We start from the raw sequence: 22,772 nt of genomic DNA on the forward strand, positions 1-22,772 counted from the left end.
GGGTTTACGCCCCAACGTGCACCACTCACCACATCAAATCATCGGGAATGCCTTCTTCATCCACACCGACAGCGGCCGGATCCACCAACAGAGCCACCAGGTGCGAATCGATCTCACGCACCTGCTCGGCCACGGTCTGCGTCACCACCAGATAACGGCCAGCGTTCTGCACAATGCCCAGCTTGCCGGCGTTGAGGTCGGCAAGCTGGTTGGCGTCCACGTAGACGCGGCGAATCTTTCCGCCATATTCGAAATGGCGTACCTGATCGCCATCGGCCTTGTTCAATATCTGGCCTTCAAGCAGTTTCTGCACTTTCGCCTTGCGCTCACGCTTTAAGCGCGCCTGCTCGGCGGCCTCCTGTTCGGCGCGCTTGCGCTCTTCGGCCTCGGTATGGGCGCGAATGGCGTAAGCCTTGGCCAGATCGATCTCGCCCTCTTTCCGTGCTGGCTTGGGCTGATGCGGTGGCTTGTGATGCGGCGGCTTGCCTTTCGCAGAGGGAGCGTGCGGCCTTGGTGCCGGCTGCTGCTGGCGCTTCTCGTCCTTGAGTTGCTTGACGATGCCGCTCTTCAGAAGCTGATCTCGCAATGAATCGACCATGATTGAAATCCGGTGTTACGTTTTACGTTCTATCAGTAGTGTGGCGGCGGCGGTTCGCTGTGCGGATCAGGTGACTGCCCGAGGCGCACCGTTTCCAGTTCATTGCGTAGATCACGTACCAGGCGCTCCAAGGTCGCAATGCGCAGGGATTGGTCGGCGTCCGCGGCCACCAGTGCCTGGACGGCATCATCGATAAAAGCGAGCCGGACTTCCAGTTCCGTGAGGCGCTGTTCGGTTTGGCTCATGACACTTTCGATCGAGACACGCTACGCCCACGGCCGACACCGTAGTACGCCAGGCCCGCCTCTTCCACGACCGCAGGTTCATACATGTTGCGCCCGTCGAACATCACCGGCTCCTTGAGCATCGCACGGATACGGGCGAAATCGGGGCTACGGAAAGCCTTCCACTCCGTGATGATCGCCAGCGCATCGGCACCATCCAGCGCCTGATAGGCGTTGTCGCACAGCACCAAGTCGCTGCGTTCGCCATACAAGCGGCGTGTTTCGTCGCGTGCCTCAGGATCGAATGCGCGCACCTTGGCGCCGGCGTCCCACAATGCTTCCATCAGCCGGCGACTGGATGCCTCACGCATGTCGTCGGTATTGGGTTTGAAAGCCAGTCCCCACAAAGCGATCGTTCGTCCGCGCACGTTGCCATCGAAGTGACTCAGGAGAAAATCGAACAGCTTGACCTTCTGGTCGTGATTGACTGCCTCGACAGCCTCAAGCAAGCGCGCGTTATAACCCACCCCTCGCGCCGTACGCTCCAGTGCTTGCACATCTTTCGGAAAGCACGAGCCACCGTAGCCCGCACCGGGATAGATGAAGTGATAGCCAATCCGCGGATCTGAACCAATGCCCTGGCGCACCAATTCGATGTCAGCGCCGACACGCTCAGCGATATTCGCAATCTCATTCATGAAGCTGATCTTCGTGGCCAGCATGGCGTTGGCCGCGTACTTGGTGAGCTCGGCCGAGCGCACGTCCATGACCACGGTACGGTCATGGCTGCGATTGAATGGCGCATACAGCTTGCGCAGCAGGCCGACGGCGCGCTCGCTTGAAGCGCCGATCACGATGCGATCCGGGCGCAGGCAATCTTCGACTGCGTCGCCTTCCTTCAGAAATTCAGGATTGGACGCCACATCGAAATCGATGATCGCTCCCCGCCCCGCAAGCTCGGCGGCCACTGCTTCGCGAACGCGATCAGCCGTACCCACCGGCACGGTGGACTTGTTGACAATCACCGCATAACGATCCAGATGCCGTCCGATGGAACGGGCAACACTCAATACATATTGCAGATCAGCGCTGCCATCTTCATCCGATGGCGTGCCGACCGCGATAAAGATGATCTGCGCATGCGCGACAGCAGATGCCGCATCGGTGGTGAATTCAAGCTGCCCATTGGCATGATTGCGCCGCACGATCGGCTCAAGGCCCGGTTCGAAGATAGGTATCTCGCCACGGCCAAGACGAGCAACCTTGTTTTCATCGATATCTACACAAACGACATGGTTACCCATCTCGGCCAGGCAGGCTCCGGTAACCAGTCCTACATAGCCGGTACCAAAAATCGTGAGTTTCATCGTGTCGGGTCAATGCCTTGTTGAAAGCGAGGATTTTAGCAGCGCCAAAAGAAACGGCCATGTCAACGACACAGGCGCCTGCTTGAACCAATGCAAAACAAACGGGGCGCGAATGATCGCGCCCCGTCGCCATGCATCGCGTTGTAACCGAAACGATTACTGGCCGCCGCCACTTTCGCCGCCGCCCTGCGGAGCAGCGCCAGCCGGTGTCGGGCCAGTGCTCACCAGGGTCACGTCGAAAATCAGCGTTTCGTTCGGCGGGAACGGACGGTTCGGCTCCGCGCCGTAAGCAAGATTCGGCGGAATGAAGAACTTGTAATGACCACCCACCTGCATCAGCTGCAGACCTTCGCGGAAGCCCGGAATCACGCGGGCCAACGGAATCGCAGTCGGTCCCGGCGGATTGTTCTTCTCAGAGCTGTCGAACACTTCGCCATTCACGAAGGTGCCCTTGTAGTTCACCTTCACGGTGTCGTTCGGACCCGGACGGGAGCCGGTGCCCTGAGTGACCACCTGGTACTGCAGACCGGACGCCGTGGTCTTCACGCCAGAAGCACTCTTGTTCTTGGCGAGGAAGGCATCGCCTTCAGCCTTGTTCTTGGCCGACAGCGTGTCAAATTCTTGCTTGCCCTTGGCTTCTGCCTGCGCGACGAAGCCCTTCCACACAGTGGACGCTTCGGCTTCGGACATGCTGGGCTTCTGGCCGCTCAGCGCGGCAGTCACTGCACGACCCACAGCTGCCGGGTCTACCAGTTCGCGCATCGGCCCAGGAATCTGGCCGGCCAACTGATAGCCCATGATTTCGCTGGCCTTGGTCTTGTCGACGGTACCGGTTGCTGCGGTGCTGGACGTCTGGGCCTGCGCGCCAGCGGCGGTCATGCCCAGCGCAACGGCCAGCGCGGCCGCCGTCAGCGTGGGTCGCAGAAAATGCTTCATTTGGAACTCCCTAGTCATGGATATGCCGGCGTGCCGAGCCGGACCTCCCCCCAAATGGAGGCTGGCCACGCATTGTGCTGTGTCCAGTCCGGTCTTGGCAACGACGATCCGAACTTGACCACCCTTCCCCTCAAAAGTTCAGGCCTGCAACTGTGCGCAGTGCCTCATTCAGCTCGTTTCGTTAGGAGGAGATGAAGGCTTTTCCAGCGTTTCCCGCAATGCCGCCTGCAATCTCGCGTGCATCTTGACCAGACCGCGCCAAAGAATAACGGCGAAAATCACGCACACAGCGACCAGAGAAAGCGCTACGCCACGCGGCGGCAAAATCGTCGAACCCAATACGCCAACTAGCAGGGCCAGTACCAGCAACGTTGCCAATGGAATCAGTTTCGCAAGAACCTGCCGGATGGCTTGTGTATATGCGCCGGCAAAACGCTCACGTATGCCTAATTCCGCCAGCAACATCCCCAAGGCTTCGGCTTTGCGATACACCGCAATCAGCAGCGGCAGCGATAGAAATAGCGCGCATGCCCAGATCAACGAGTGACGCATGTCACGACCAAGCCCCCATCGTTCAAACCAGGCTGCGTTATGCGCATTGACATAAGCGCCAATCACGAACAGCGTGACCACAAGCGCGATGTTCACCGCAATGTGCCAAAGCAATCGGCGAAACATATGCGCCACGACAGCGTTCTCGTTGACGGGCCGCAAATTTTCCAGCCAACCGCTGTAGCTGGTAATGACGAGCCGCAACGGCCGCGGCACCACATGCTTGCCTGCTTTGACGAGCAAATCAGCAGAGCGCAGCAGATACGGTGAAATCACCATGCAAATCAGCGCTGCCGCCACCGCCGTCGGATAGATGAAATTGTCCACGGCATGCAACGTGAGCCCAAGCGTAGCGATCACGAACGAGAACTCACCGATTTGCGCCATGCAAAGCCCAGCACGCAGCGATGTGCGCAGATCGTGGCCAATGAAGAACATGCCGACGCTGCACACCACGCTTTTGCCGATCATCACCGTCAAAGCAATGAACACGGCAGGCAATGCGTAATGCATAAGCAAGGATGGATCAATCTTCAAGCCGATCGCCACGAAAAACAGCGCAGCGAACATGTCGCGCAATGGTTCAACCAGATGAACAACGCGCGCAGCACTACGTGCTTCGGCCACCACCGCGCCAGCCAAAAACGCACCCAGTGCGACGCTGAAACCCAGCCATGCGGCCAGCAAGCTAGTACCGAAGCAGATGCCAAGCACGCTGACCAGCAAGGTTTCATCGCGATCGAAATGCGCTACGTAATCCACCAGCCGCGGCACCAGCAAAAGCCCGACGATTATGCCTGCAACGACGAACAAACCGAGGTGCCCGACGACTGTGAAAGCCGTTCCCGTCTCAACCGTACCGCTGATGGCGATCGCGGTAAGCAAGGTGAGTAGCACGATGGTGAGCATGTCCTCCGCTACCAGCATACCGATCACCAGACGCGCGAACGGCCATTGACGGAACCCTGTTTCCTCCAGCGCGCGCATGGCCACCATGGTGGAGGACAGCGCCACGATGGCACCTAGAAACAGGGCGTTACGGTCGCCCCAACCGAACAGCTGACCAAGCTGATAGCCCAGCCACAGCATGAAGCCCACTTCGATCACGGTGATCAGCAAGACAGTGCCACCCACCTGCCGCAGTTTGCGCACGCTGAACTCGAGACCTAGCGTGAACATCAGCAGCACGACACCAAGGTTCGAGATATCGGCAATGGCACGCGCATCAGCAACCAGCACACCTGGTGTATGCGGGCCAATCACGACACCTGCCAGTATGTAACCCGGAAGCACGGGCAGCCGCAGCCGCTGGAACAAAATCGTCGTAGCGCCAGCCACGAGCATCACCAGAGCGAGGTCGCGAATGAAACCGATATCGTGCATGCAGTGCCCATGAATACGACTCAAGCACAGCTTAACCCGATGCCACGATTTCGCTTGCGCCGTCATGCCTCTTTGAGTGATTCACGCGGCATGAACTTTTTTCTAAAAATTGCTTGACGGAATACAGAACCCACCCTATTCTTTCTGGCTTCCAGCGGCGGGGCCATAGCTCAGCTGGGAGAGCGCTTGCATGGCATGCAAGAGGTCGCCGGTTCGATCCCGGCTGGCTCCACCAACACATACGTCCCCATCGTCTAGAGGCCTAGGACATCACCCTTTCACGGTGGCGACCGGGGTTCGAATCCCCGTGGGGACGCCATTTCACCTAAGTATTGGGTGGGATGGAAAAGGACTTAGTAGGTTGGTTGCTGATAAGGCTGTAAAACGTGGAGCGGTAGTTCAGTCGGTTAGAATGCTGGCCTGTCACGCCGGAGGTCGCGGGTTCGAGTCCCGTCCGCTCCGCCATTTCCAAGAAGCCCGCACGTTGCGGGTTTTTTGTTGCCCACGAAAAACTTCCTCTTCTCCCTCCTGGAGAAACAGGTTCAGCCGCCCTTCTGTTTGAAGACGCGCTCCAGCGTCCCTGCCGAATGCCCCTGCTCCGCCAGGTATTCAAGCCAGCGCGTCAGGAAGGTGTTCATCTGCAAGCGGTGTTGGAATACCGAATGCGCTGCCGGAAACGGTCCAAGCACCTGCCACAGGTGGCGGCCGGGGTGGCAATGCAGGGCTTCGGCGACGTGCGCATCGCTATACATGCGCAGCTGCGCCGAAGGCGTGCGACGTCCGGTCTGCGCGTCGACGAAGCCATAGGTAAGTTCAAGTTCCAACGTATATGGATGTCGCTCTTGCAGCACCAGATGAACCGGAAGACCGTCGTCGACATCCGAGACGTAATCACCCAGCTCCAACTGTTGCGGCGCGAACAGACGCGTCAGCCGATGGTAGTTCTCGGCATAGAGTCCCATCAGGAACTCGAAGCGTCCTGGTAGCAAGGCGGTGCGGCGGTCGAGTACGGCACTCATGGGACAGGGGCGATCCTCAATACATAGTTTTTTCGATACCGAATTGATCGAGGATTTTGCTCGCAATCTCTTCGATCGAAACGTGCGTGGTGTTGAGATACGGGATACTGGCCTGGCGCATAAGCCGCTCGGCCTGCTCCAGCTCCCAGCGGCATTGCTTCAGCGTGGCATACCGGCTACCCGGGCGCCGCTCTTCGCGAATCTGCGCCAGACGCTGAGCTTCGATGGTGAGGCCAAACAGGCGGTGCTTGTTGGTACGCAGGCGGGCCGGGAGCTCGAGCTTATCCAGGTCTTCCTCGGTCAAAGGGTAGTTGGCGGCGCAAATGCCGTAATGCAAGGCCATGTACAGGCACGTCGGCGTTTTGCCCGAGCGCGACACACCCACCAGGATCAGATCGGCTTGGGCGTAGTCCACCGCCATGCCATCGTCATGGCTCAAGGCGTAATTGGTGGCGTTGATGCGCGCTTCGTATTTGGCGGAATCCACCAGACCGTGCGAACGGTTCACAGCGCCCGAATGCCGCGTACTCAGCTCATCCTCCAGCGGCCCAATAAACGGCGCGAACACGTCCAGCATCAGCGCGCCGCTGGTCGCCACGATCTCGCACAATGCAGGATCGGCCATGGTGTTGACCACGATCGGCCGATGCCCGCTCTGCGCATACCGCGTCTTGATGCGCAGCGCGGCATTCTCCGCCTTCTGCGGGGTGTCGATGAACGGCAAGCGGTGCTTTTCGAATTGCACCCCCTCGAACTGGGCAAGAATGCTGTTTCCGATCGTCTCGGCCGTAATACCAGTGGAATCGGAGATGAAAAAAACCGAGCGTTGCATGCGTTTTCCATGGGCGGAACGGATCCTTGCCAGGCACCTTAACCCAAGCATGAAGTCCTGTCTTTGCTTGACTTTTGTCTGACTGGTATGCAGGTGGCGTGTCACATGATGGCAATGGTCTTCTTGTGCCGTGCACCATCGGCAGCGGACAATACCAGTCTTATGCGACCGATTTCGTCCGGTATGGCAGCCCACTTTTTTCCATTGAAGCTCTTGAGGAGACCCCCTTGAACGATCTGGTGCTTTGGCTCGACCAACTGCGCATGACCGACCTTGGCAAAGTAGGCGGCAAGAACGCGTCGCTCGGCGAGATGATCGGCAACCTGGCCCAGCTTGGGGTGTCAGTGCCTGGCGGATTCGCCACCACGGCCCAAGCTTTCCAGCAGTACCTGGAAAAGAGCGGCCTATCCAAGCGAATCGCCGAACGGCTGACCACGTTGGATGTCGACGACGTGGATGCACTGGTCGCCAGCGGCAAGGAAATCCGCGGCTGGATCGTCGATACAGCCCTACCCGCCGATCTCGAGCAAGCGATTCGCGATGCCTACGTCAAGCTGTGCAAGGACGCCGGCAGCGACAATATCGCCGTGGCCGTACGCTCCTCTGCCACCGCGGAAGATTTACCGGACGCATCCTTCGCTGGCCAGCAGGAAACCTTCCTCAACGTGGTCGGCATCGACGATGTGCTGCACAAGGTGAAGGAAGTTTTCGCCTCGCTATACAACGATCGTGCAATCGCCTATCGCGTGCACCAAGGCTTCAAGCACGAAGATGTGTTCCTCTCCGCAGGCGTGCAGCTGATGGTGCATTCGGACGTGGGCGCCTCCGGCGTGCTATTCACGCTCGATACCGAATCCGGCTTCCGCGACGTAGTGTTCGTCACCGGCAGTTACGGCCTGGGCGAAATGGTCGTGCAAGGTGCGGTCAACCCGGATGAATTTTATGTTTTCAAACCCACGTTGAAAGCCGGCAAACCAGCCGTACTGCGTCGCAGCCTCGGCGCCAAGCAGCAACGCATGGTTTATTCGAACAAACCGGGCGAGCGCGTTCGCATCGAAGAAACGCCGGTCGCCGATCGCAACCGCTTCTGCATCACCGACGAAGACGTGCAGGAACTGGCCAAGCAATCGCTAGTCATCGAGCAGCACTACAAGCGCCCGATGGATATCGAATGGGCGAAGGACGGCAACACCGGCAAGCTGTACATCGTGCAGGCACGTCCGGAAACGGTGAAGTCGCGCTCTCACGCCACGCAGTTGGAACGTTTCCATCTGAATGAAAAAGGCAAGGTGCTGGCTGAAGGCCGCGCCATTGGCCAGAAGATCGGCAGCGGCAAAGCACGCGTGATCCGCTCGCTTGCCGATATGAACAAAGTGCAGCAAGGCGACGTGCTGGTCGCTGACATGACCGACCCGGATTGGGAGCCGGTGATGAAGCGCGCCTCGGCCATCGTTACCAATCGCGGCGGCCGCACTTGCCACGCGGCGATCATTGCACGCGAACTGGGCGTACCTGCCGTGGTCGGCACTGGCCACGCGCTGGACACGATTCCCGACGGCCATGACGTCACCGTCTCGTGCGCCGAAGGCGACACCGGCATGATCTACGAAGGACAGCTGAAATTCGATCGCGTCACGGCGGATCTCGGTGCGATGCCGGAAGCGCCACTGAAGATCATGATGAACGTTGCCAACCCGGAGCGTGCGTTCGACTTCGGCATGCTCCCTAATGCAGGCATCGGCTTGGCACGACTGGAGATGATCATCGCCAGCCATATCGGCGTGCACCCGAAGGCGTTGCTCGAATACAACCGACAGGATGCAGAAACCAAGACGAAGATCGACGCACGCATTGCCGGCTACAAAGATCCGGTGAGCTTCTACATCGATCGCCTGGCCGAAGGCATCGCCACCATCGCCGCGTCGGTGTACCCCAAGCCAGTGATCGTGCGCCTGTCGGATTTCAAATCCAACGAATACGCCAACCTGCTTGGCGGCCAGCGCTACGAGCCGCACGAAGAAAACCCGATGATCGGCTACCGCGGCGCCAGCCGCTATGTCGACGCAGGTTTCGCCGAATCGTTCGGGCTGGAATGCAAGGCGGTCAAGCACGTGCGCGAAGTGATGGGACTCACCAACGTATGGGTGATGATCCCGTTCGTACGCACGCTCGATGAAGGTCGCAAGGTGGTCGAGGTACTCGCCAAGAACGGACTCAAGCAAGGCGAGCATGAGCTCAAGGTCATTATGATGTGCGAGCTGCCGTCGAATGCGCTGCTCGCGGATGAATTCCTGGATATCTTCGATGGTTTCTCGATCGGCTCGAACGATCTCACCCAGCTCACGCTCGGCCTGGATCGCGACTCCAGCGTGGTCGCCCACCTGTTCGACGAACGCGATCCAGCCGTGAAGAAACTGCTGGCCATGGCGATCAAGACGGCGCGTGAGCGCGGCAAGTACGTGGGCATCTGCGGCCAGGGCCCGTCGGATCATCCGGATCTGGCCGAATGGCTGATGGACCAGGGCATCGAATCGGTGTCGCTCAATCCCGATACCGTCGTGGATACCTGGTTGCGGCTTGCGAAAAAGAAAGCCACGGCGTAAGCCAGGCGACGGGGCGATGGCGACATCGCCCCATTTGCTTTGGGGAGTCAGGAAACTTCAACGACAAGCCAGGTGTCCACTCTTGCTGGAACGCCACTCCAACCAAGGGGTATGCCATGCGCCAGATGTTGTCCTTTCTTTCCCGCAACAAAGGCTTCTTCGTCTTCATGCTCGGTATGCTCATGTTCCGCAGCGCCCTCGCTGACTGGAACGTAGTACCTACCGGCTCGATGCAACCCACCATCCAGATCGGCGACCGCATCCTGGTCGACAAAGCGGCTTACGACATCCGCGTGCCGTTTACCCATGTGTCGCTCATCCATCTGGCCGATCCCCAACGCGGGGACATCGTCGTGCTCGACTCGCGTGCGGCCAACGAGAAGCTGGTGAAACGCGTGATTGGTATTCCTGGCGATGTCGTCGCGATGCGCAACAACGTGCTCTACATCAATGGCGTTGCTGCTCACTATGCGTCGGCGACCGTCACGGGCATCCATGACGATCTGCAGGATCCGGCCCTTTACCAAGTCGAGCGGGCGGGCGACATGCAACACCTCATCCGGCTTTCACTCTATAGGCCCAGCGAAGCGCGAGACTTCGGTCCCGTCACCGTACTCGCCAGCCACTACCTGTTGCTGGGCGACAATCGCGACAACAGCATGGACTCGCGCTACTTTGGGTTTTTCCCGCGCAACGAAATCGTCGGGCGCTCCCGCTACGTGGCGCTGTCGCTGGACCCGGACCATCATTACCTGCCCCGTGCGCAGCGGCTGGGAGCCCGGCTGGACAGCAATCGATAGCTCGGCGCCAGTTGTCACGGCTACGCCCAACACGTATCATGTTCGGCTGGCGCGACCGGTAACGCACCCTTTCGGAGAGGTGGCAGAGTGGTCGAATGTACCTGACTCGAAATCAGGCGTACGTGTAAGCGTACCGTGGGTTCGAATCCCACCCTCTCCGCCACTCTAAAAGAACGCCCCTTGCGGGCGTTTTTTTATGAATGGCCAGGCAGACCCAGCGGCACAACTCAACCAGATTGCGATCATCTCGATATGTGAAAGCATTCGCAAAGCTTTTGCGCCGCTCACTCACATCCGGCATGCTGCCCCCATTCACACAGCTGAAAGCCATGATCGAATTCGGACACGGAACCCATGTCGGTTTGCGCCGCACGCGTAACGAAGACACCTACTATGCCGACGCGGCGCTTGGCCTGTTTCTGGTCGCCGATGGCATGGGCGGGCATCAGCATGGCGAAGTGGCCTCGGCGATGGCGCGCGATGCGATCGTGGACTTGGTACGCAAGGGCAAATCATTAGCCGAAGCCGTGCATGGCGCGGCAGCAAAATTGCTGGGACATGCACAGCGCTATGACGACGCACTGCCGATGGGCACCACGATAGCCGCCATCCGTTTTACGGAACAGGACTACGAAGTGGTCTGGGTGGGTGACAGCCGCATCTATCAATGGAAAAACGGCTTGCGCCAGATCAGTCACGATCACTCGCTGGTGCAACGGCTGGTGGAGGCTGGCGCGATCGATGAAACGCAAGCCAAACGCCATCCTCAACGCAACATCCTCACGCAAGCCCTTGGCATCACGGCGCTCGACCAGTTGCACATCAGCATGGCAAAGGGCCGGCTCGAACCGGGTATGAGTTTCCTGGCATGCAGTGATGGATTGACCGAAGAAGTGAACGACGACCGCATCGAAGAGATCATGGGCCGGCGTGATCTGGCGGCGCAGGAATGCCTCGATCATTTGCTGCTCGCCGCGCTCGAAGGCGGCGGTAGCGATAACGTTACGGCGATTTTGGCGCGAATTCACTAGGCTTCAAGGGGCTTGTAGCCCCAACGGCGATCATTGCCACGCAAGCAAGTACACGGGAAATCAAGCTTCCATTTCTTGTTTGCGCCACACGGACTGACCGCCCGCACTCTTGTCCAACGCATCCAGGCGCTTCAAGTGCGCGTTGACTTCTTCTTCGCTCGCACGCAACACACGCGGCCGACGCGCCAATACCAAAGGCGCAATCACTGCACGCACACCGGTGGTTTCGGTTCCGCCTTCAAAGCCGAGATCCAGCACGACCTGGCCTGACGTCATCGCCAGATAGACGTCCGCCAGCAGCTGCGCGTCGATCAAGCCGCCATGCAGATCACGCGCCGAGTTGTCGACGCCGAGGCGTTTGCACAACGCGTCGAGGCTATTGCGCTGTCCCGGATAGCGCTCACGCGCCATCAGCAGCGTATCCAGCACGTTGCAGCGATCGGCAATGCTGCCGTAATGCGCGCCCGCGCGGGCGAGTTCGGCGTTTAAGAAGCCAACGTCGAAGGCCGCGTTGTGGATGATCAGCTCGGCGTCGCCAATGAAGGCCAGAAACTCATCCACAACCTCGTGAAAGCGCGGCTTGTCGAGCAGGAATTCGTCCTCGATGCCGGTAACTGCACGCGCGCCTTCATCGATGGCTCGTTCGGGATTGAGGTAGGTTTGGTAGTGCCGGCCAGTAAGCCTGCGCTCCACCATCTCCACGCAGGCGATTTCGATCAGACGATGACCCTGGCGGACTTCAAGGCCTGTGGTTTCGGTATCGAGAACTATCTGTCTCATGCAAGGGGTGCTCTGATCCGTTTTGCGTAGGCGTCACCGGCCCTGTCTGTTCGCAGGCCGCAGGGCCATCGGCGAGGGCAGACTGGCCGTCTGTCGAGGCGATGGACCGAAGGCATGCGGACAGACAGGGCCGGCCCCTGCGTATTGAATTTGAATGATGGGGTGATGTCCAGACGGCTCGCAGGCTGCGCCGCGCGGCTTGAACAGACGGCCAGTCTGCCCTGCGCCGCGCAACACACCCTGCAAGCCGTCTGGACATCATGCCGCCTACGCAAAACGGATCAGAGCACCCCTGCTTTCCTGAATTGCTCTGCTTGCTGGCGCGCTGCCTGATCGACACGCTCATTTTCATCGTGCCCGCTGTGGCCTCGCACCCACTCCCAGCGAATCTTGTGCGGTGCTGCAGCCGCTGCCAGCCGCTGCCACAGATCCTGATTCTTCACCGGCTTTTTGTCAGCCGTCCGCCAACCATTGCTGATCCAGCGCGGCACCCATTCCTCGATTCCTTGCATCACGTAGCGGGAATCCGTCGTAAGCACTACTTGGCATGGACGTTTGAGCGCCTCGAGGGCCTGAATGGCGGCCAGCAACTCCATGCGGTTGTTGGTGGTTTGAGCCTCGCCGCCACTCAGCAAGCGCTCGGTACCTTTCGCTCTCAACAAGGCCGCCCACCCTCCCGGGCCAGGATTGCCAAGGCACGCGCCATCGGTAAACGCTTCCACTTCCGCCACTCGTTCCGCTCCGTTGTTTCCGTGTTGATGGTCTTATTATCAGCTTACCGAGCTACGTCGCGCGCCAGGCGCTAGGCCGGCTCGCACGGGTGCGGTTACGGGCTTTGGCCGCAGCCGGGTTGGTGCGCTGGCAGGACCACGCTTACGTGCCACCAGCACGTAGCCACCACCCAGCCAGCCGTGCGTCCCACTGGGAACGCCCGAGGCAAGCGGCAGCCATTGGCCCACGCGCTGCACACGTTCCACCTGCACTTCCGCTCGACGCAAGCGCGCAGCAAGCTGAATGGGCGACCGGGCGTGCGCAGTGCTGCCTCGCGTCCGCCACAGCCACCAGGGAGTCCACCCGCTCAACGGACTGACTCCCGTAAGCACCAGTAACCCACCAGGCGCCAGCACGCGCACGATCTCATCCAGGGACAGCGGCGCCAGTTCCAGCGCATGGCGCAGAAGGACCAGGTCGAAAACCCCGTCCATGAAAGGCAGGGGCTCATCCGCGCGCGCGCAAACATCGCCCTGAAAGTTGCCTTCGGCAAGACGCAGTGCGACCCACTGCCCCAAATAAGGTGGATTCGGCGGCGCATCGTCCGCCGCCGCAGAAAGCAGCAGCGCCCGGGTGCCGGCGCAGCGGCGAACATCAGGCATGTAGGCCACCATCTCATCGGCCAGCAGACCACGCATGGGCGCACTTGCGTAGATATCGTGGGCGCGCTGGAGCATCTACCGGGGGCCTGTCGAAAGCATGTAGGCAGAGTTTAGCGGCTGGCTTTACAAAGACGAACCGTCGCACAACCGCATTCGAACAATATTTCGATTAACGCATATCTAACGATCCGGTGCGCCCCGGGCTATATAGTCGGCCGTCTCGCGCAAGCCAGGAAGCCTGCGTCAGTCGATACGAAGGATGTGCTGGCCGTTTTTGCATGGGCAACGTGGTGCCCATCCGTCGCGGACAGCGCAACAGAGCGGAGAACGCCCTTGCACGTCGTACCGTTACCGGCGCTTGCCGACAACTATATCTGGCTGCTGCACGATGACAGCGGCCATGCCATCGTCGTGGACCCTGGTGAAGCGGGGCCGGTGGAAAAAGCCCTACGCGCACGCAAGCTGAAGCTGTGCGCAATTCTGTTGACTCACCATCACAACGACCACATCGGTGGCGCCGATGCCCTGCGCACAACACACGACGTGCCGATTTACGCGCCGGATGATGAGCGCATCGCCATAGCAACACAGCGTGTGCGCGATGGCGACACGCTTACGCTCACGCAGCCAGCTATGCGTTTCCAGGTGATCGCGGTGCCGGGACATACGCTCAGCCACATTGTGTACGCCGGTGAAGGTGTGCTGTTGTGCGGCGATACGCTGTTCAGCCTCGGCTGCGGCCGTCTGTTTGAAGGCACGCCTGCGCAAATGCTTTCCTCGCTACAGCGCATAGCATCACTGCCTGGCAACTTACTCGTGTGCTGTGGCCATGAATACACCGCTGCGAATGGACGCTTCGCGCAAACCGTGGAGCCCGAAAACGCAGCACTCAAGCAGCGATTGGACGAAGTGGCAAAGCTGCGTGCGAAGCATCAGCCCAGTGTTCCGGCAACACTCTCAAGTGAACTTGCTTGCAATCCTTTCCTGCGCGTGGACAGCGAGGACGTGATCGATTGGTGCCGCCGGCATGGCGCGGCCAATGATCCGGTCGCCCGCTTTGCTGTTTTGCGCTCTGCCAAGGATGTGTTTCAGGCATGAGCTACACACGGCGACTTCTCCCTGTTGCGCTGGCATCCTTGTTGGCAGGATGCGCGACGCCTCCCGCAAATAAACCTGCACCCATAGTGCCGACGACGGTAAGCCCTGCACCAACTCCGCCACAGACTTCGCCCTCACCTGTACCGCAAGCGTCATCGTCTCAGGCTGTACCTCAGGAAACAGAGGCTAATGTATGGGACAAGCTGCGCGGCAGCTTTGAGATGTCCGATTGCGATGCAGACCCCCAGATCATGGTATGGGCGCATCGCTATACGCAAAACCCGCAGCGCTTCGAACAGCAAATGAATGACGCGCTGCCGCGCATCATTTACGTGCAGCAGGCAGCCGAGAAATACGACGTTGCCGGCGAGTTCGTGCTGTTGCCGTGGGTGGAAAGCCAGTATCGGCCGGTGCCTGGCCATCGCAATCTCCCGGCCGGCATGTGGCAGCTCGTACAAAGCACCGCGCACGTGATAGGCCTGCACGTGGAACGTGGTTACGACGGACGTTTGGACACCTCCGCCGCGACGGATGGCGTGATGCACATGTTGCACGACTATCACGATCAACTGCACGACTGGCGTCTAGTCGACTACGCGTTCAATCGCGGCGAAAACGGTGTGCAGCGAATGGTGCAGCAACATGGGATGCCACCGGACGAACCGGCTATTCCCAAATGGCCGGTGCCGAAAGTCACTCGCGAACATCTCACCAAACTGCTGGCGATTTCCTGCGTGGTACGCGACCCGTCGCGTTTCAATGTGGAGCTGCCCATACTACCGGCCGATCAGCACCTGGAAACGGTGCAAATTCATCACGACATGACGCTCTCTGCTGCGGCCGGTCATGCCGGTATGGAAACCGATGATCTGAAGCGGCTGAACCCCGCGTTGCAAAGCAATTTTCTCAGCGCGGATACGCCCGGGCATTTGCTCATGCCGCATCGTAATGCCGAGTTGCTGCGCAATGCGATGCAGATCGCTAACGATCAAGACATGATGGCTAGCGCCTCACCCGATACAACCTTGCCAGCCATGTATGCCGACAAGTCGCAGGACACGACGCAAGCCGACGCACCACATCATGTCCGGACGCATACCGTGAAACCTGGTGAAAGCCTTTGGCAGATCGCACACAACTATTCGGTCAGCGTAAAAACGCTGGAGCGGTTGAATCATCTGCATGGCAAACCGCTGAAACCAGGCCAGGTACTCAAGCTGGACTAGCCCGGCTACTGAACTGACGGCGATTGCTATTTCGTACGTGCCAAATAAAAAAGCGGCTCTTTTGAGCCGCTTTTTTGCAATATCTCGTGTGCACTGCAGTTACATACGATCCCTGGCAATCTCAATCTTAGTCTTCGCCTTGAGCATATCGACGAATCCCTGCGTTTCCACGCCGCCGTAAGCCTGCACCATCTGACGATAAAGCTGCTGGCGCTCATCGGCGGTCAATTTGGATAGATCACCACCTTCGACCTTGTCGAGGGCCAGCACGGCGTACGTGCCGCGGTCCAGCGCAACACTGGCGTACTGCGGCTTGCCGTCAGCAGTAGGATGCGGCGTCTTGAATGCCTCTGTCAGCACCGGCTGCGGCACATTCTGGCCCGGCTGCGGCACGCGCTGCACCTGGTTGGCAGTCTGCAGATCGGCATGCTCGGCCTGGGCAATGGCAACGATATCCTCGCCCTTGCCCAGGCGCTGCACCAACACGTCAGCTTTCTGGTGTGCGGCCTCCGCAACACGCTGGTCGAGAATCTTCTTCGCGATCGTATCGTGCACTTCCGCGATCGGCTTGGCTGATGCCGGAACGTGCTTATCCACGCGGACCACGACGGAATCGTTCTTGCCAAGGTTGATCAACGTCGAATTGTTGCCCGACGCGAGTACGTCATTGGAGAAGGCAGCAGCAATCACCTTGGGATTGGCGGCAATACCCTGGCCGCCTTCGCGACCGAACAATGGCGTTTGCTGGATCGCCAGATGCAGCGCCTGCGCAGCCGGTTCCAATGAACCAGGGTTCTGCGAGGTGAGGTCAGTCATCTTGCCGGCGGTGTCGTTGTAAACGCGGTCGCGTTCACCTGAGGTCGCTTCCTTCAGAAGTTCGTCGCGCACCTGCTCGAAGGGCTTGGTCTGGCCGCTACGCACATCGCGCAAGTAGATGATGTGGTAGCCCTCGTCGGACAGCACCGGCTTGGAGATCTGCCCCTTCTGCATGGAAAACATCGCTGCATCGAAGGCGGGATTAGTGACACCCTTCTGCAGCCAGCCTAGATCACCGCCCTGAAGCTTCGAACCCAGGTCATCCGAATCTTGCTGTGCCAACTTGGCAAAATCGGCAGGTGTAGCTTCCGATGCAATCTTATCCGCCTTCTCCAAGGCAGCTTTCTGCTGCGCAGGCGTCGCGTTCTTCGGCACGTTGACCAAGATGTGGGATACCTCGCGCTCTTCCGGCATACCGAAACGCGAAATCTCTGCCTGGTAACGCTTCTTCAGGTCTTCATCGGTGGGCTGCGTATCCGCTTTCAGATCTGCGCCATTCACTTCGACGTACTTCAGCGACACCTGCTCCGGATTCATGAAATCCGCCTGATGCGCCTTGTAATAATCCTGTACCTGCGCATCCGTGACCTGACTATCTGCAGGCGCCGGAGGCGGCAATACGAAATAACGAATGTCGCGGCGCTGCAGCTTGATATCGAGGTAGCGATCGACGTCGGCTGGCGCAATGATGGCGCTGCTGCTGATGGCGTCAGGCAGCAAGCTGCCTTCCAACGAAGTGCGCACGTTTTCCTGGTACATGTCCGGCGTCATGCCGGCTCCGGCCAATTGGGCGCGATACATATCGCCATTGAATTTCCCATCGACCTGGAACGCAGGCATCGAGGCGATGGTGTCGCGAAGCGCCTGGTCGGATACGCGCATGCCCAGATCTTCATTGGCCTGCAGCAGCAATTGCTGGCCGACCAGCTCATCTACGATCTGTTGCTTGAATTCGGGTTTGTCAAACACCGTTGGATCGAACTGATCGCCCAGCTGCGCGCGCTGCTGCTGGCGGAGGCGATTGATCGTGTCCTGGAACTGCTGCTGGCTGACCTCGCGCTTGCCGACTTTGGCCACGAAGGTTTCAACATGCGAGTTGAAGTAGCCTTCGATACCGAAAAACGACATGGCGAATACGGCAACACCCAGCACAATGATGGCCGGCCATCCTTGCATCTTGTCGCGTAATGACTGCAGCATGGATTCTTCCCGCGATGATGTTTGCGCGTCCCCGCGCGTGACCTAAACGACAAGGGCGCCACGGGGGCGCCCTTGCAAACCGTGGCGGAGCGGACGGGACTCGAACCCGCGACCTCCGGCGTGACAGGCCAGCATTCTAACCGACTGAACTACCGCTCCACGTTACTGGTGGGTGCTGTAGGGATCGAACCTACGACCCTCGCCTTGTAAGGGCGACGCTCTACCGCTGAGCTAAGCACCCGGACCCTAGCGGGCCGCTTAGTTTAGGGCGTCCTTGAGCGTCTTGCCAGCCTTGAATGCCGGAACCTTGGACGCGGCGATCTTGATCTCTTCATTCGTGCGGGGATTGCGGCCGGTACGGGCAGCACGGCTGCGTACGGTGAAGGTACCAAAGCCGACGACCGAGACGTCGTCGCCATTTTGCAGTGCCTTCTGCACGGTCTCGAAGAACGCTTCGAGTGCACGGCCCGCATCAGCCTTGGTCAGTTCGGCTTTTTCGGCGACGGCATTGATCAGATCGGTTTTATTCATTGAGTTACTCCCTTAAACAGGTATTCGGCCCGCGGAAAGGTTGGGACTTGAGGACTTGGCGGGAAAAAGTCGGATTCGTGCTGGGCGCTGCCAGGCAGAGCCACATCGCTGTGCATCGGGTAAGACGTCAGGATGAGGTGAGACTTTATACCAGCGCCCCCAAGGGTCCGCAATACAAGCAATACCAACGCATTGCGGATATTCAGCAGTGGCATTTACCAATCCGGAAACCCTATGCAAAGGCGATTCGGCTGTGCTATGCCGCAATGCGAAATGGACGACACGTGGAACGTGTCGTCCTTCGCAAAACACCTTCGAAACGGACAGTATCAGTGCGGTCGCGCGGGTGTTTCGGCACCATCCTCGTGCGACACAGCTTCCGTGGTGCTGGCCGCTGCACCAGCTTCGGCAGGCTCCTTGGCCGGCAGCGGTTGCAGCGGATGTTCCAGTGCAATGTCGAGCACTTCGTCGATCCAGCGCACCGGATGAATGTCTAGCGAGCCGGTGATGTTTTCCGGGATATCCGCAAGATCCTTACGGTTCTCATCCGGAATGATTACGGTGGTGATGCCGCCACGATGCGCCGCCAGCAATTTTTCCTTCAAGCCACCGATCGGCAGCACACGGCCGCGCAGCGTGATTTCACCCGTCATGGCGACTTCGGAACGCACCGGCACCTTGGTCAGTGCCGACACCAGCGCCGTGCACATCGCAATGCCCGCGCTTGGACCATCCTTCGGCGTGGCACCTTCCGGCACATGGATGTGCAGGTCGAATTTCTCGTGGAAATCCGGATCGATGCCGAGCTGGTTGGCACGTGCGCGTACCACGGACAATGCGGCTTGGATCGACTCCTTCATAACATCGCCAAGCTGGCCAGTGTGAACCTGACGTCCCTTGCCCGGCACGATCGATGCTTCGATGCTGAGCAGATCGCCACCCACCTGTGTCCACGCAAGACCTGTGACGAGGCCAATTTCGTTTTGCTGCTCCTTACGGCCGAAGTCAAAGCGACGCACGCCGAGATACTTCTCAAGATTGTCGGAATTCACCTTCACCTTACCGGTTGCCGCCTTGGCTGATTTCTTCGCCTTGGCAGGTTCCGCACCTTCCTTGAGTTCACCCAAGGTGATCTGCTTGACCACCTTGCGGCAGATCTTGGAGATCTCGCGCTCAAGATTGCGCACGCCCGATTCGCGCGTGTAGTAGCGCACGATATCGCGCACGGCTTCTTCATCTACCGCGACTTCGTCCGGCTTCAGGCCATTGGCCTTGATCTGCTTGGGCAGCAAATACTTCTGCGCTATGGCGAGTTTTTCATCCTCGGTGTAACCCGGAATGCGGATGACTTCCATACGGTCCAGCAAGGGACCTGGAATGTTCAACGAGTTCGCCGTGGCAATCCACATCACTTCGGAAAGATCGAGATCGACTTCCAAATAGTGATCGTTGAACGTGTGGTTCTGCTCTGGATCGAGCACTTCCAGTAGCGCTGACGACGGATCGCCGCGGAAGTCCATCGACATCTTGTCGATTTCGTCCAGCACGAACAGTGGGTTCTTGCTGCCGACCTTGTTCATGTTCTGCACGATACGGCCTGGCATAGAACCGATGTAGGTACGCCGATGACCGCGAATTTCAGCCTCGTCGCGCACACCGCCCAGGCTCATGCGAACGAACTTGCGATTGGTTGCCTTGGCGATGGATTGCCCAAGCGACGTCTTACCCACGCCGGGTGGGCCGACGAGGCAGAGGATCGGGCCTTTCATGCTGCTGACGCGCTGCTGCACAGCAAGGTATTCGAGGATGCGCTCCTTCACCTTCTCCAAACCGAAATGATCAGCATCCAATACCTGCTGAGCCAACGCGAGATCCTTGCGGACCTTGCTGCGTTTCTTCCACGGCACACCGATCAACCAGTCGAGGTAGTTGCGCACCACCGTGGCTTCGGCGGACATCGGCGACATCTGCCGAAGCTTGCCGAATTCCTGCCGTGCTTTGGCAAGCACTGGCTTGGGCATGCCAGCGTCTTCGATTTTCTTCTGCAGTTCCTCGATTTCGTTCGGGCCTTCCTCGCCCTCACCCAGTTCCTTTTGAATCGCCTTCATCTGTTCGTTGAGGTAGTACTCGCGCTGACTCTTTTCCATCTGCGACTTCACGCGGCCGCGAATGCGCTTTTCCACCTGCTGCAGGTCGATTTCGCCATCGACGAGGCCGATCAGCAATTCAAGACGCTGGGCGACATCAGCCGTTTCCAGCACCTTCTGCTTATCGGCCATACGCACGGACAGATGCGCGGCGATGGAGTCGGCCAGACGCGAAGGATCGTCAATGCCCGACAGCGTCGCCAGCACTTCCGGCGGCAACTTGCGGCTTTGCTTTACCAGTTGCTCGAACAAGGACACCAGCGTGCGCGACACCACGTCCAGTTCGCGTTCCTTGATGCTGTACACAGGTTCGATGACGCGCGAGCGCGCCACCAGCATGCCGCTTTCGTCCTGGTACTCATCGATGGACACGCGTGCCTGGCCCTCGACCAGCACCTTCACGGTACCGTCTGGAAGCTTCAGCAATTGCAACACACCGGCGAGCGTACCGATCTGATGCAGGTCTTTAATGGCTGGATCGTCGATGTCCGGGCTTTTCTGCGCAACCAGAAGGATCTGGCGTTCGCCTTCCATCGCGCGCTCTAGCGCACGCATGGATTTGTCGCGTCCCACAAACAGCGGAATCACCATGTGCGGGTACACGACCACGTCACGCAGCGGAAGCACCGGCAGTACGTCCAGGGCGGCGCCAGTAGCGGTGGGGATTGCGGCACTTTTTGCCATCGCAGGGGCTCTCTCGCGAAAAAGGATGGAAACCTTGAACGGCCGTCCAGACCATTCTTACGGCATCAGCCAGTTCGGTACACCCGAACTCATGCAGCACATCCTGCACCGCCATGGCTGACGACCCCGACACTGCGCCGAGGCCACTGACTCGTCAAGTGGAGGCGATACGCGGTTCACACAAGTGCAAGCTGTGTAACAGAAAAAAACGGCCCCGGCGGAAACCGCCAGGGCCGTTATTTAGTATCGAGTGGTTGCGATCAGGCGGCTGCGTCGCCGCTTTTCTCGCTACCGATACGCGCTTGTTGTTGTAAGTTGCCGCGATAGATGAGGTAAGGCTCAGCCTGACCTTCGATGACAGCATCGTCCACCACAACCTTGCTGACATGTTCCAGCGAAGGCAGTTCGTACATGGTATCCAGCAGCACCTGCTCAAGAATGGTACGCAGGCCACGAGCACCCGTTTTGCGCTTGAGCGCCTTACGGGCAATCGCCTGCAACGCTTCCGGCCGGAACTCCAGTTCCACGCCTTCCATTTCGAACAGCTTGCGGAACTGCTTGGTAACAGCGTTGCGCGGCTCGGTGAGAATCTTCACCAGTGCGGCTTCGTCAAGCTCATCCAGAGTGGCGACGACCGGCAAGCGGCCGACGAATTCCGGAATCAGGCCAAAACGCACCAAGTCCGCCGGTTCCACTTCGGCCAATACCTTGCCAAGATTTTCCGTACGTTCTTTCGAGCGCACTTCCGCAGAGAAACCGATCCCAGTGGTTTCGGAACGCTGCTGGATAACCTTCTCCAATCCAGCGAACGCGCCACCGCAAATGAACAGTATGTTCTTGGTGTCGACTTGCAGAAACTCCTGCTGAGGATGCTTGCGACCGCCCTGTGGAGGCACAGAAGCAAGCGTGCCTTCGATGAGCTTGAGCAGCGCCTGCTGCACGCCTTCGCCGGAGACGTCACGCGTAATGGACGGGTTTTCGCTCTTGCGCGAGATCTTGTCGATCTCATCGATGTAGACGATACCCGACTGCGCTTTCTCCACGTCGTAGTCGCACTTCTGCAACAGCTTTTGGATAATGTTTTCGACGTCCTCACCCACATAGCCGGCCTCGGTCAGTGTGGTGGCGTCGGCGATGGTGAACGGTACGTTGAGCAGGCGCGCGAGCGTTTCCGCTAACAGCGTTTTGCCCGAGCCGGTCGGACCGATGAGAAGGATGTTGGACTTGCCCAGCTCGACATCATCGCTGCGTTGGCGCGATTCCATGCGCTTGTAGTGATTGTAGACCGCGACGGCCAGCGCCTTTTTGGCGCGCGTCTGCCCGACCACGTACTGGTCGAGGGTCTCCATGATCTCTTTGGGCTTGGGCAGCTGGCTGCGACCGGAAGCTGCTTTCTCTTCCAGCTCTTCACGGATGATGTCGTTGCACAGCTCTACGCACTCGTCGCAGATGAACACGGATGGACCCGCAATCAGCTTGCGCACTTCATGCTGGCTCTTGCCACAGAAGGAGCAGTAAAGAATCTTGCCGCTGTCGTTGGAACGGCCCTGCCGCTCGTCAGTCATTCGTTTG

19 protein-coding genes and 6 tRNA genes are annotated in these 22,772 nt (G+C 59.1%); 9 read left to right on the forward strand and 16 right to left on the reverse strand.

From position 1 onward, the window contains the following. Positions 1-25 precede the first annotated feature (25 nt). The 5 genes from IEX75_RS00770 to IEX75_RS00790 all read right to left on the reverse strand — a co-directional run bounded on the left by IEX75_RS00770 (position 26) and on the right by IEX75_RS00790 (position 5,060). A complete protein-coding gene (locus IEX75_RS00770; RefSeq protein ID WP_188792372.1) occupies positions 26-598 on the reverse strand; it encodes a DUF2058 domain-containing protein in 573 nt (190 codons plus the stop codon). Between the two features lie 32 nt (positions 599-630). Next, positions 631-843, reverse strand: a complete 213-nt coding sequence (locus IEX75_RS00775; protein WP_188792373.1) for a SlyX family protein — start codon at positions 841-843, stop codon at positions 631-633. Further along, positions 840-2,189, reverse strand: a complete 1,350-nt coding sequence (locus IEX75_RS00780) for a UDP-glucose dehydrogenase family protein (protein WP_188792374.1) — start codon at positions 2,187-2,189, stop codon at positions 840-842. The genes IEX75_RS00775 and IEX75_RS00780 overlap by 4 nt, the downstream gene beginning before the upstream one ends. 156 nt (positions 2,190-2,345) lie before the next feature. Continuing rightward, positions 2,346-3,125, reverse strand: coding sequence for an FKBP-type peptidyl-prolyl cis-trans isomerase (locus IEX75_RS00785; RefSeq protein WP_188792375.1), 780 nt, complete (start codon positions 3,123-3,125; stop codon positions 2,346-2,348). Positions 3,126-3,293: 168 nt separating this feature from the next. Then, the gene (locus IEX75_RS00790) at positions 3,294-5,060 is read right to left on the reverse strand and encodes a cation:proton antiporter (protein ID WP_188792376.1); all 1,767 of its coding nucleotides are present in this window, start codon (positions 5,058-5,060) and stop codon (positions 3,294-3,296) included. Positions 5,061-5,219: 159 nt separating this feature from the next. On the opposite strand from IEX75_RS00790, the gene IEX75_RS00795 reads away from it, so the two are divergent. From IEX75_RS00795 to IEX75_RS00805, 3 genes are all read left to right on the forward strand, one after another. Next, a tRNA-Ala gene (locus tag IEX75_RS00795) sits at positions 5,220-5,295 on the forward strand. Positions 5,296-5,303: 8 nt separating this feature from the next. Next, positions 5,304-5,379 (forward strand) — tRNA-Glu (locus tag IEX75_RS00800). A 69-nt stretch (positions 5,380-5,448) separates the two neighbouring features. Continuing rightward, positions 5,449-5,525 (forward strand) — tRNA-Asp (locus IEX75_RS00805). 77 nt (positions 5,526-5,602) lie between these two features. Here IEX75_RS00805 and IEX75_RS00810 read toward each other — a convergent pair. Next, positions 5,603-6,079: a DUF1249 domain-containing protein gene (locus IEX75_RS00810; RefSeq protein WP_188792377.1), complete on the reverse strand. Its 477-nt coding sequence runs from the start codon at positions 6,077-6,079 to the stop codon at positions 5,603-5,605. A gap of 16 nt (positions 6,080-6,095) precedes the next feature. Continuing rightward, entirely contained in the window at positions 6,096-6,911 is an 816-nt protein-coding gene (gene ppsR / locus IEX75_RS00815; protein ID WP_188792378.1) for a posphoenolpyruvate synthetase regulatory kinase/phosphorylase PpsR, read from the reverse strand. A gap of 227 nt (positions 6,912-7,138) precedes the next feature. Between ppsR and ppsA the strand changes: the two genes are divergently transcribed. The 4 genes from ppsA to IEX75_RS00835 all read left to right on the forward strand — a co-directional run bounded on the left by ppsA (position 7,139) and on the right by IEX75_RS00835 (position 11,345). Then, on the forward strand, positions 7,139-9,514 hold the full coding sequence (ppsA, locus tag IEX75_RS00820; protein ID WP_188792379.1) for a phosphoenolpyruvate synthase: 2,376 nt from the start codon (positions 7,139-7,141) through the stop codon (positions 9,512-9,514). Between the two features lie 116 nt (positions 9,515-9,630). After that, a complete protein-coding gene (gene lepB, locus IEX75_RS00825) occupies positions 9,631-10,314 on the forward strand; it encodes a signal peptidase I (RefSeq protein WP_188792380.1) in 684 nt (227 codons plus the stop codon). A gap of 73 nt (positions 10,315-10,387) precedes the next feature. Next, positions 10,388-10,477 (forward strand) — tRNA-Ser (locus IEX75_RS00830). A 166-nt stretch (positions 10,478-10,643) separates the two neighbouring features. Further along, complete coding sequence (locus tag IEX75_RS00835; protein WP_188792381.1) at positions 10,644-11,345, forward strand: PP2C family protein-serine/threonine phosphatase; 702 nt, start codon at positions 10,644-10,646, stop codon at positions 11,343-11,345. 60 nt (positions 11,346-11,405) lie between these two features. Here the strand turns inward: IEX75_RS00835 and dnaQ are convergent, their stop codons facing one another. The 3 genes from dnaQ to IEX75_RS00850 all read right to left on the reverse strand — a co-directional run bounded on the left by dnaQ (position 11,406) and on the right by IEX75_RS00850 (position 13,573). After that, entirely contained in the window at positions 11,406-12,125 is a 720-nt protein-coding gene (gene dnaQ, locus IEX75_RS00840; protein WP_188792382.1) for a DNA polymerase III subunit epsilon, read from the reverse strand. 281 nt (positions 12,126-12,406) lie between these two features. Then, the gene (gene rnhA / locus IEX75_RS00845; RefSeq protein WP_188792383.1) at positions 12,407-12,856 is read right to left on the reverse strand and encodes a ribonuclease HI; all 450 of its coding nucleotides are present in this window, start codon (positions 12,854-12,856) and stop codon (positions 12,407-12,409) included. A 39-nt stretch (positions 12,857-12,895) separates the two neighbouring features. Next, positions 12,896-13,573, reverse strand: a complete 678-nt coding sequence (locus IEX75_RS00850; RefSeq protein ID WP_188792384.1) for a methyltransferase domain-containing protein — start codon at positions 13,571-13,573, stop codon at positions 12,896-12,898. Between the two features lie 258 nt (positions 13,574-13,831). Between IEX75_RS00850 and gloB the strand changes: the two genes are divergently transcribed. Together gloB and IEX75_RS00860 are read left to right on the forward strand one after the other, a co-directional pair. Then, positions 13,832-14,596, forward strand: coding sequence for a hydroxyacylglutathione hydrolase (gene gloB / locus IEX75_RS00855; RefSeq protein WP_188792385.1), 765 nt, complete (start codon positions 13,832-13,834; stop codon positions 14,594-14,596). Between the two features lie 221 nt (positions 14,597-14,817). After that, positions 14,818-15,822 carry a LysM peptidoglycan-binding domain-containing protein gene (locus tag IEX75_RS00860; protein ID WP_188792386.1) on the forward strand — a complete coding sequence of 335 codons (1,005 nt, stop codon included), beginning with the start codon at positions 14,818-14,820 and terminating at the stop codon, positions 15,820-15,822. A gap of 99 nt (positions 15,823-15,921) precedes the next feature. Here the strand turns inward: IEX75_RS00860 and IEX75_RS00865 are convergent, their stop codons facing one another. From IEX75_RS00865 to clpX, 6 genes are all read right to left on the reverse strand, one after another. Further along, positions 15,922-17,838: a SurA N-terminal domain-containing protein gene (locus IEX75_RS00865; protein WP_188792387.1), complete on the reverse strand. Its 1,917-nt coding sequence runs from the start codon at positions 17,836-17,838 to the stop codon at positions 15,922-15,924. A gap of 82 nt (positions 17,839-17,920) precedes the next feature. Then, positions 17,921-17,997 (reverse strand) — tRNA-Asp (locus tag IEX75_RS00870). A 7-nt stretch (positions 17,998-18,004) separates the two neighbouring features. After that, positions 18,005-18,079 (reverse strand) — tRNA-Val (locus tag IEX75_RS00875). Between the two features lie 17 nt (positions 18,080-18,096). Next, positions 18,097-18,369, reverse strand: coding sequence for an HU family DNA-binding protein (locus IEX75_RS00880; protein ID WP_188792388.1), 273 nt, complete (start codon positions 18,367-18,369; stop codon positions 18,097-18,099). A 329-nt stretch (positions 18,370-18,698) separates the two neighbouring features. Further along, complete coding sequence (gene lon / locus IEX75_RS00885) at positions 18,699-21,200, reverse strand: endopeptidase La (protein ID WP_188792389.1); 2,502 nt, start codon at positions 21,198-21,200, stop codon at positions 18,699-18,701. 260 nt (positions 21,201-21,460) lie between these two features. Then, positions 21,461-22,765, reverse strand: a complete 1,305-nt coding sequence (gene clpX / locus IEX75_RS00890) for an ATP-dependent Clp protease ATP-binding subunit ClpX (RefSeq protein ID WP_188794274.1) — start codon at positions 22,763-22,765, stop codon at positions 21,461-21,463. Positions 22,766-22,772 lie beyond the last annotated feature (7 nt).

Source organism: Dyella nitratireducens (genome assembly GCF_014642835.1).
Lineage (GTDB): Bacteria > Pseudomonadota > Gammaproteobacteria > Xanthomonadales > Rhodanobacteraceae > Dyella_B > Dyella_B nitratireducens.

What these genes read in the sequence shown, in the direction of transcription:
- IEX75_RS00770 (WP_188792372.1), bottom strand. Translation starts at nt 598, where the DNA reads ATGGTCGATTCATTGCGAGATCAGCTTCTGAAGAGCGGCATCGTCAAG.
- IEX75_RS00775 (WP_188792373.1), bottom strand. Translation starts at nt 843, where the DNA reads ATGAGCCAAACCGAACAGCGCCTCACGGAACTGGAAGTCCGGCTCGCT.
- IEX75_RS00780 (WP_188792374.1), bottom strand. Translation starts at nt 2,189, where the DNA reads ATGAAACTCACGATTTTTGGTACCGGCTATGTAGGACTGGTTACCGGA.
- IEX75_RS00785 (WP_188792375.1), bottom strand. Translation starts at nt 3,125, where the DNA reads ATGAAGCATTTTCTGCGACCCACGCTGACGGCGGCCGCGCTGGCCGTT.
- IEX75_RS00790 (WP_188792376.1), bottom strand. Translation starts at nt 5,060, where the DNA reads ATGCACGATATCGGTTTCATTCGCGACCTCGCTCTGGTGATGCTCGTG.
- IEX75_RS00810 (WP_188792377.1), bottom strand. Translation starts at nt 6,079, where the DNA reads ATGAGTGCCGTACTCGACCGCCGCACCGCCTTGCTACCAGGACGCTTC.
- ppsR (WP_188792378.1), bottom strand. Translation starts at nt 6,911, where the DNA reads ATGCAACGCTCGGTTTTTTTCATCTCCGATTCCACTGGTATTACGGCC.
- lepB (WP_188792380.1), top strand. Translation starts at nt 9,631, where the DNA reads ATGCGCCAGATGTTGTCCTTTCTTTCCCGCAACAAAGGCTTCTTCGTC.
- IEX75_RS00835 (WP_188792381.1), top strand. Translation starts at nt 10,644, where the DNA reads ATGATCGAATTCGGACACGGAACCCATGTCGGTTTGCGCCGCACGCGT.
- dnaQ (WP_188792382.1), bottom strand. Translation starts at nt 12,125, where the DNA reads ATGAGACAGATAGTTCTCGATACCGAAACCACAGGCCTTGAAGTCCGC.
- IEX75_RS00850 (WP_188792384.1), bottom strand. Translation starts at nt 13,573, where the DNA reads ATGCTCCAGCGCGCCCACGATATCTACGCAAGTGCGCCCATGCGTGGT.
- IEX75_RS00860 (WP_188792386.1), top strand. Translation starts at nt 14,818, where the DNA reads ATGTCCGATTGCGATGCAGACCCCCAGATCATGGTATGGGCGCATCGC.
- IEX75_RS00865 (WP_188792387.1), bottom strand. Translation starts at nt 17,838, where the DNA reads ATGCTGCAGTCATTACGCGACAAGATGCAAGGATGGCCGGCCATCATT.
- IEX75_RS00880 (WP_188792388.1), bottom strand. Translation starts at nt 18,369, where the DNA reads ATGAATAAAACCGATCTGATCAATGCCGTCGCCGAAAAAGCCGAACTG.
- lon (WP_188792389.1), bottom strand. Translation starts at nt 21,200, where the DNA reads ATGGCAAAAAGTGCCGCAATCCCCACCGCTACTGGCGCCGCCCTGGAC.
- clpX (WP_188794274.1), bottom strand. Translation starts at nt 22,765, where the DNA reads ATGACTGACGAGCGGCAGGGCCGTTCCAACGACAGCGGCAAGATTCTT.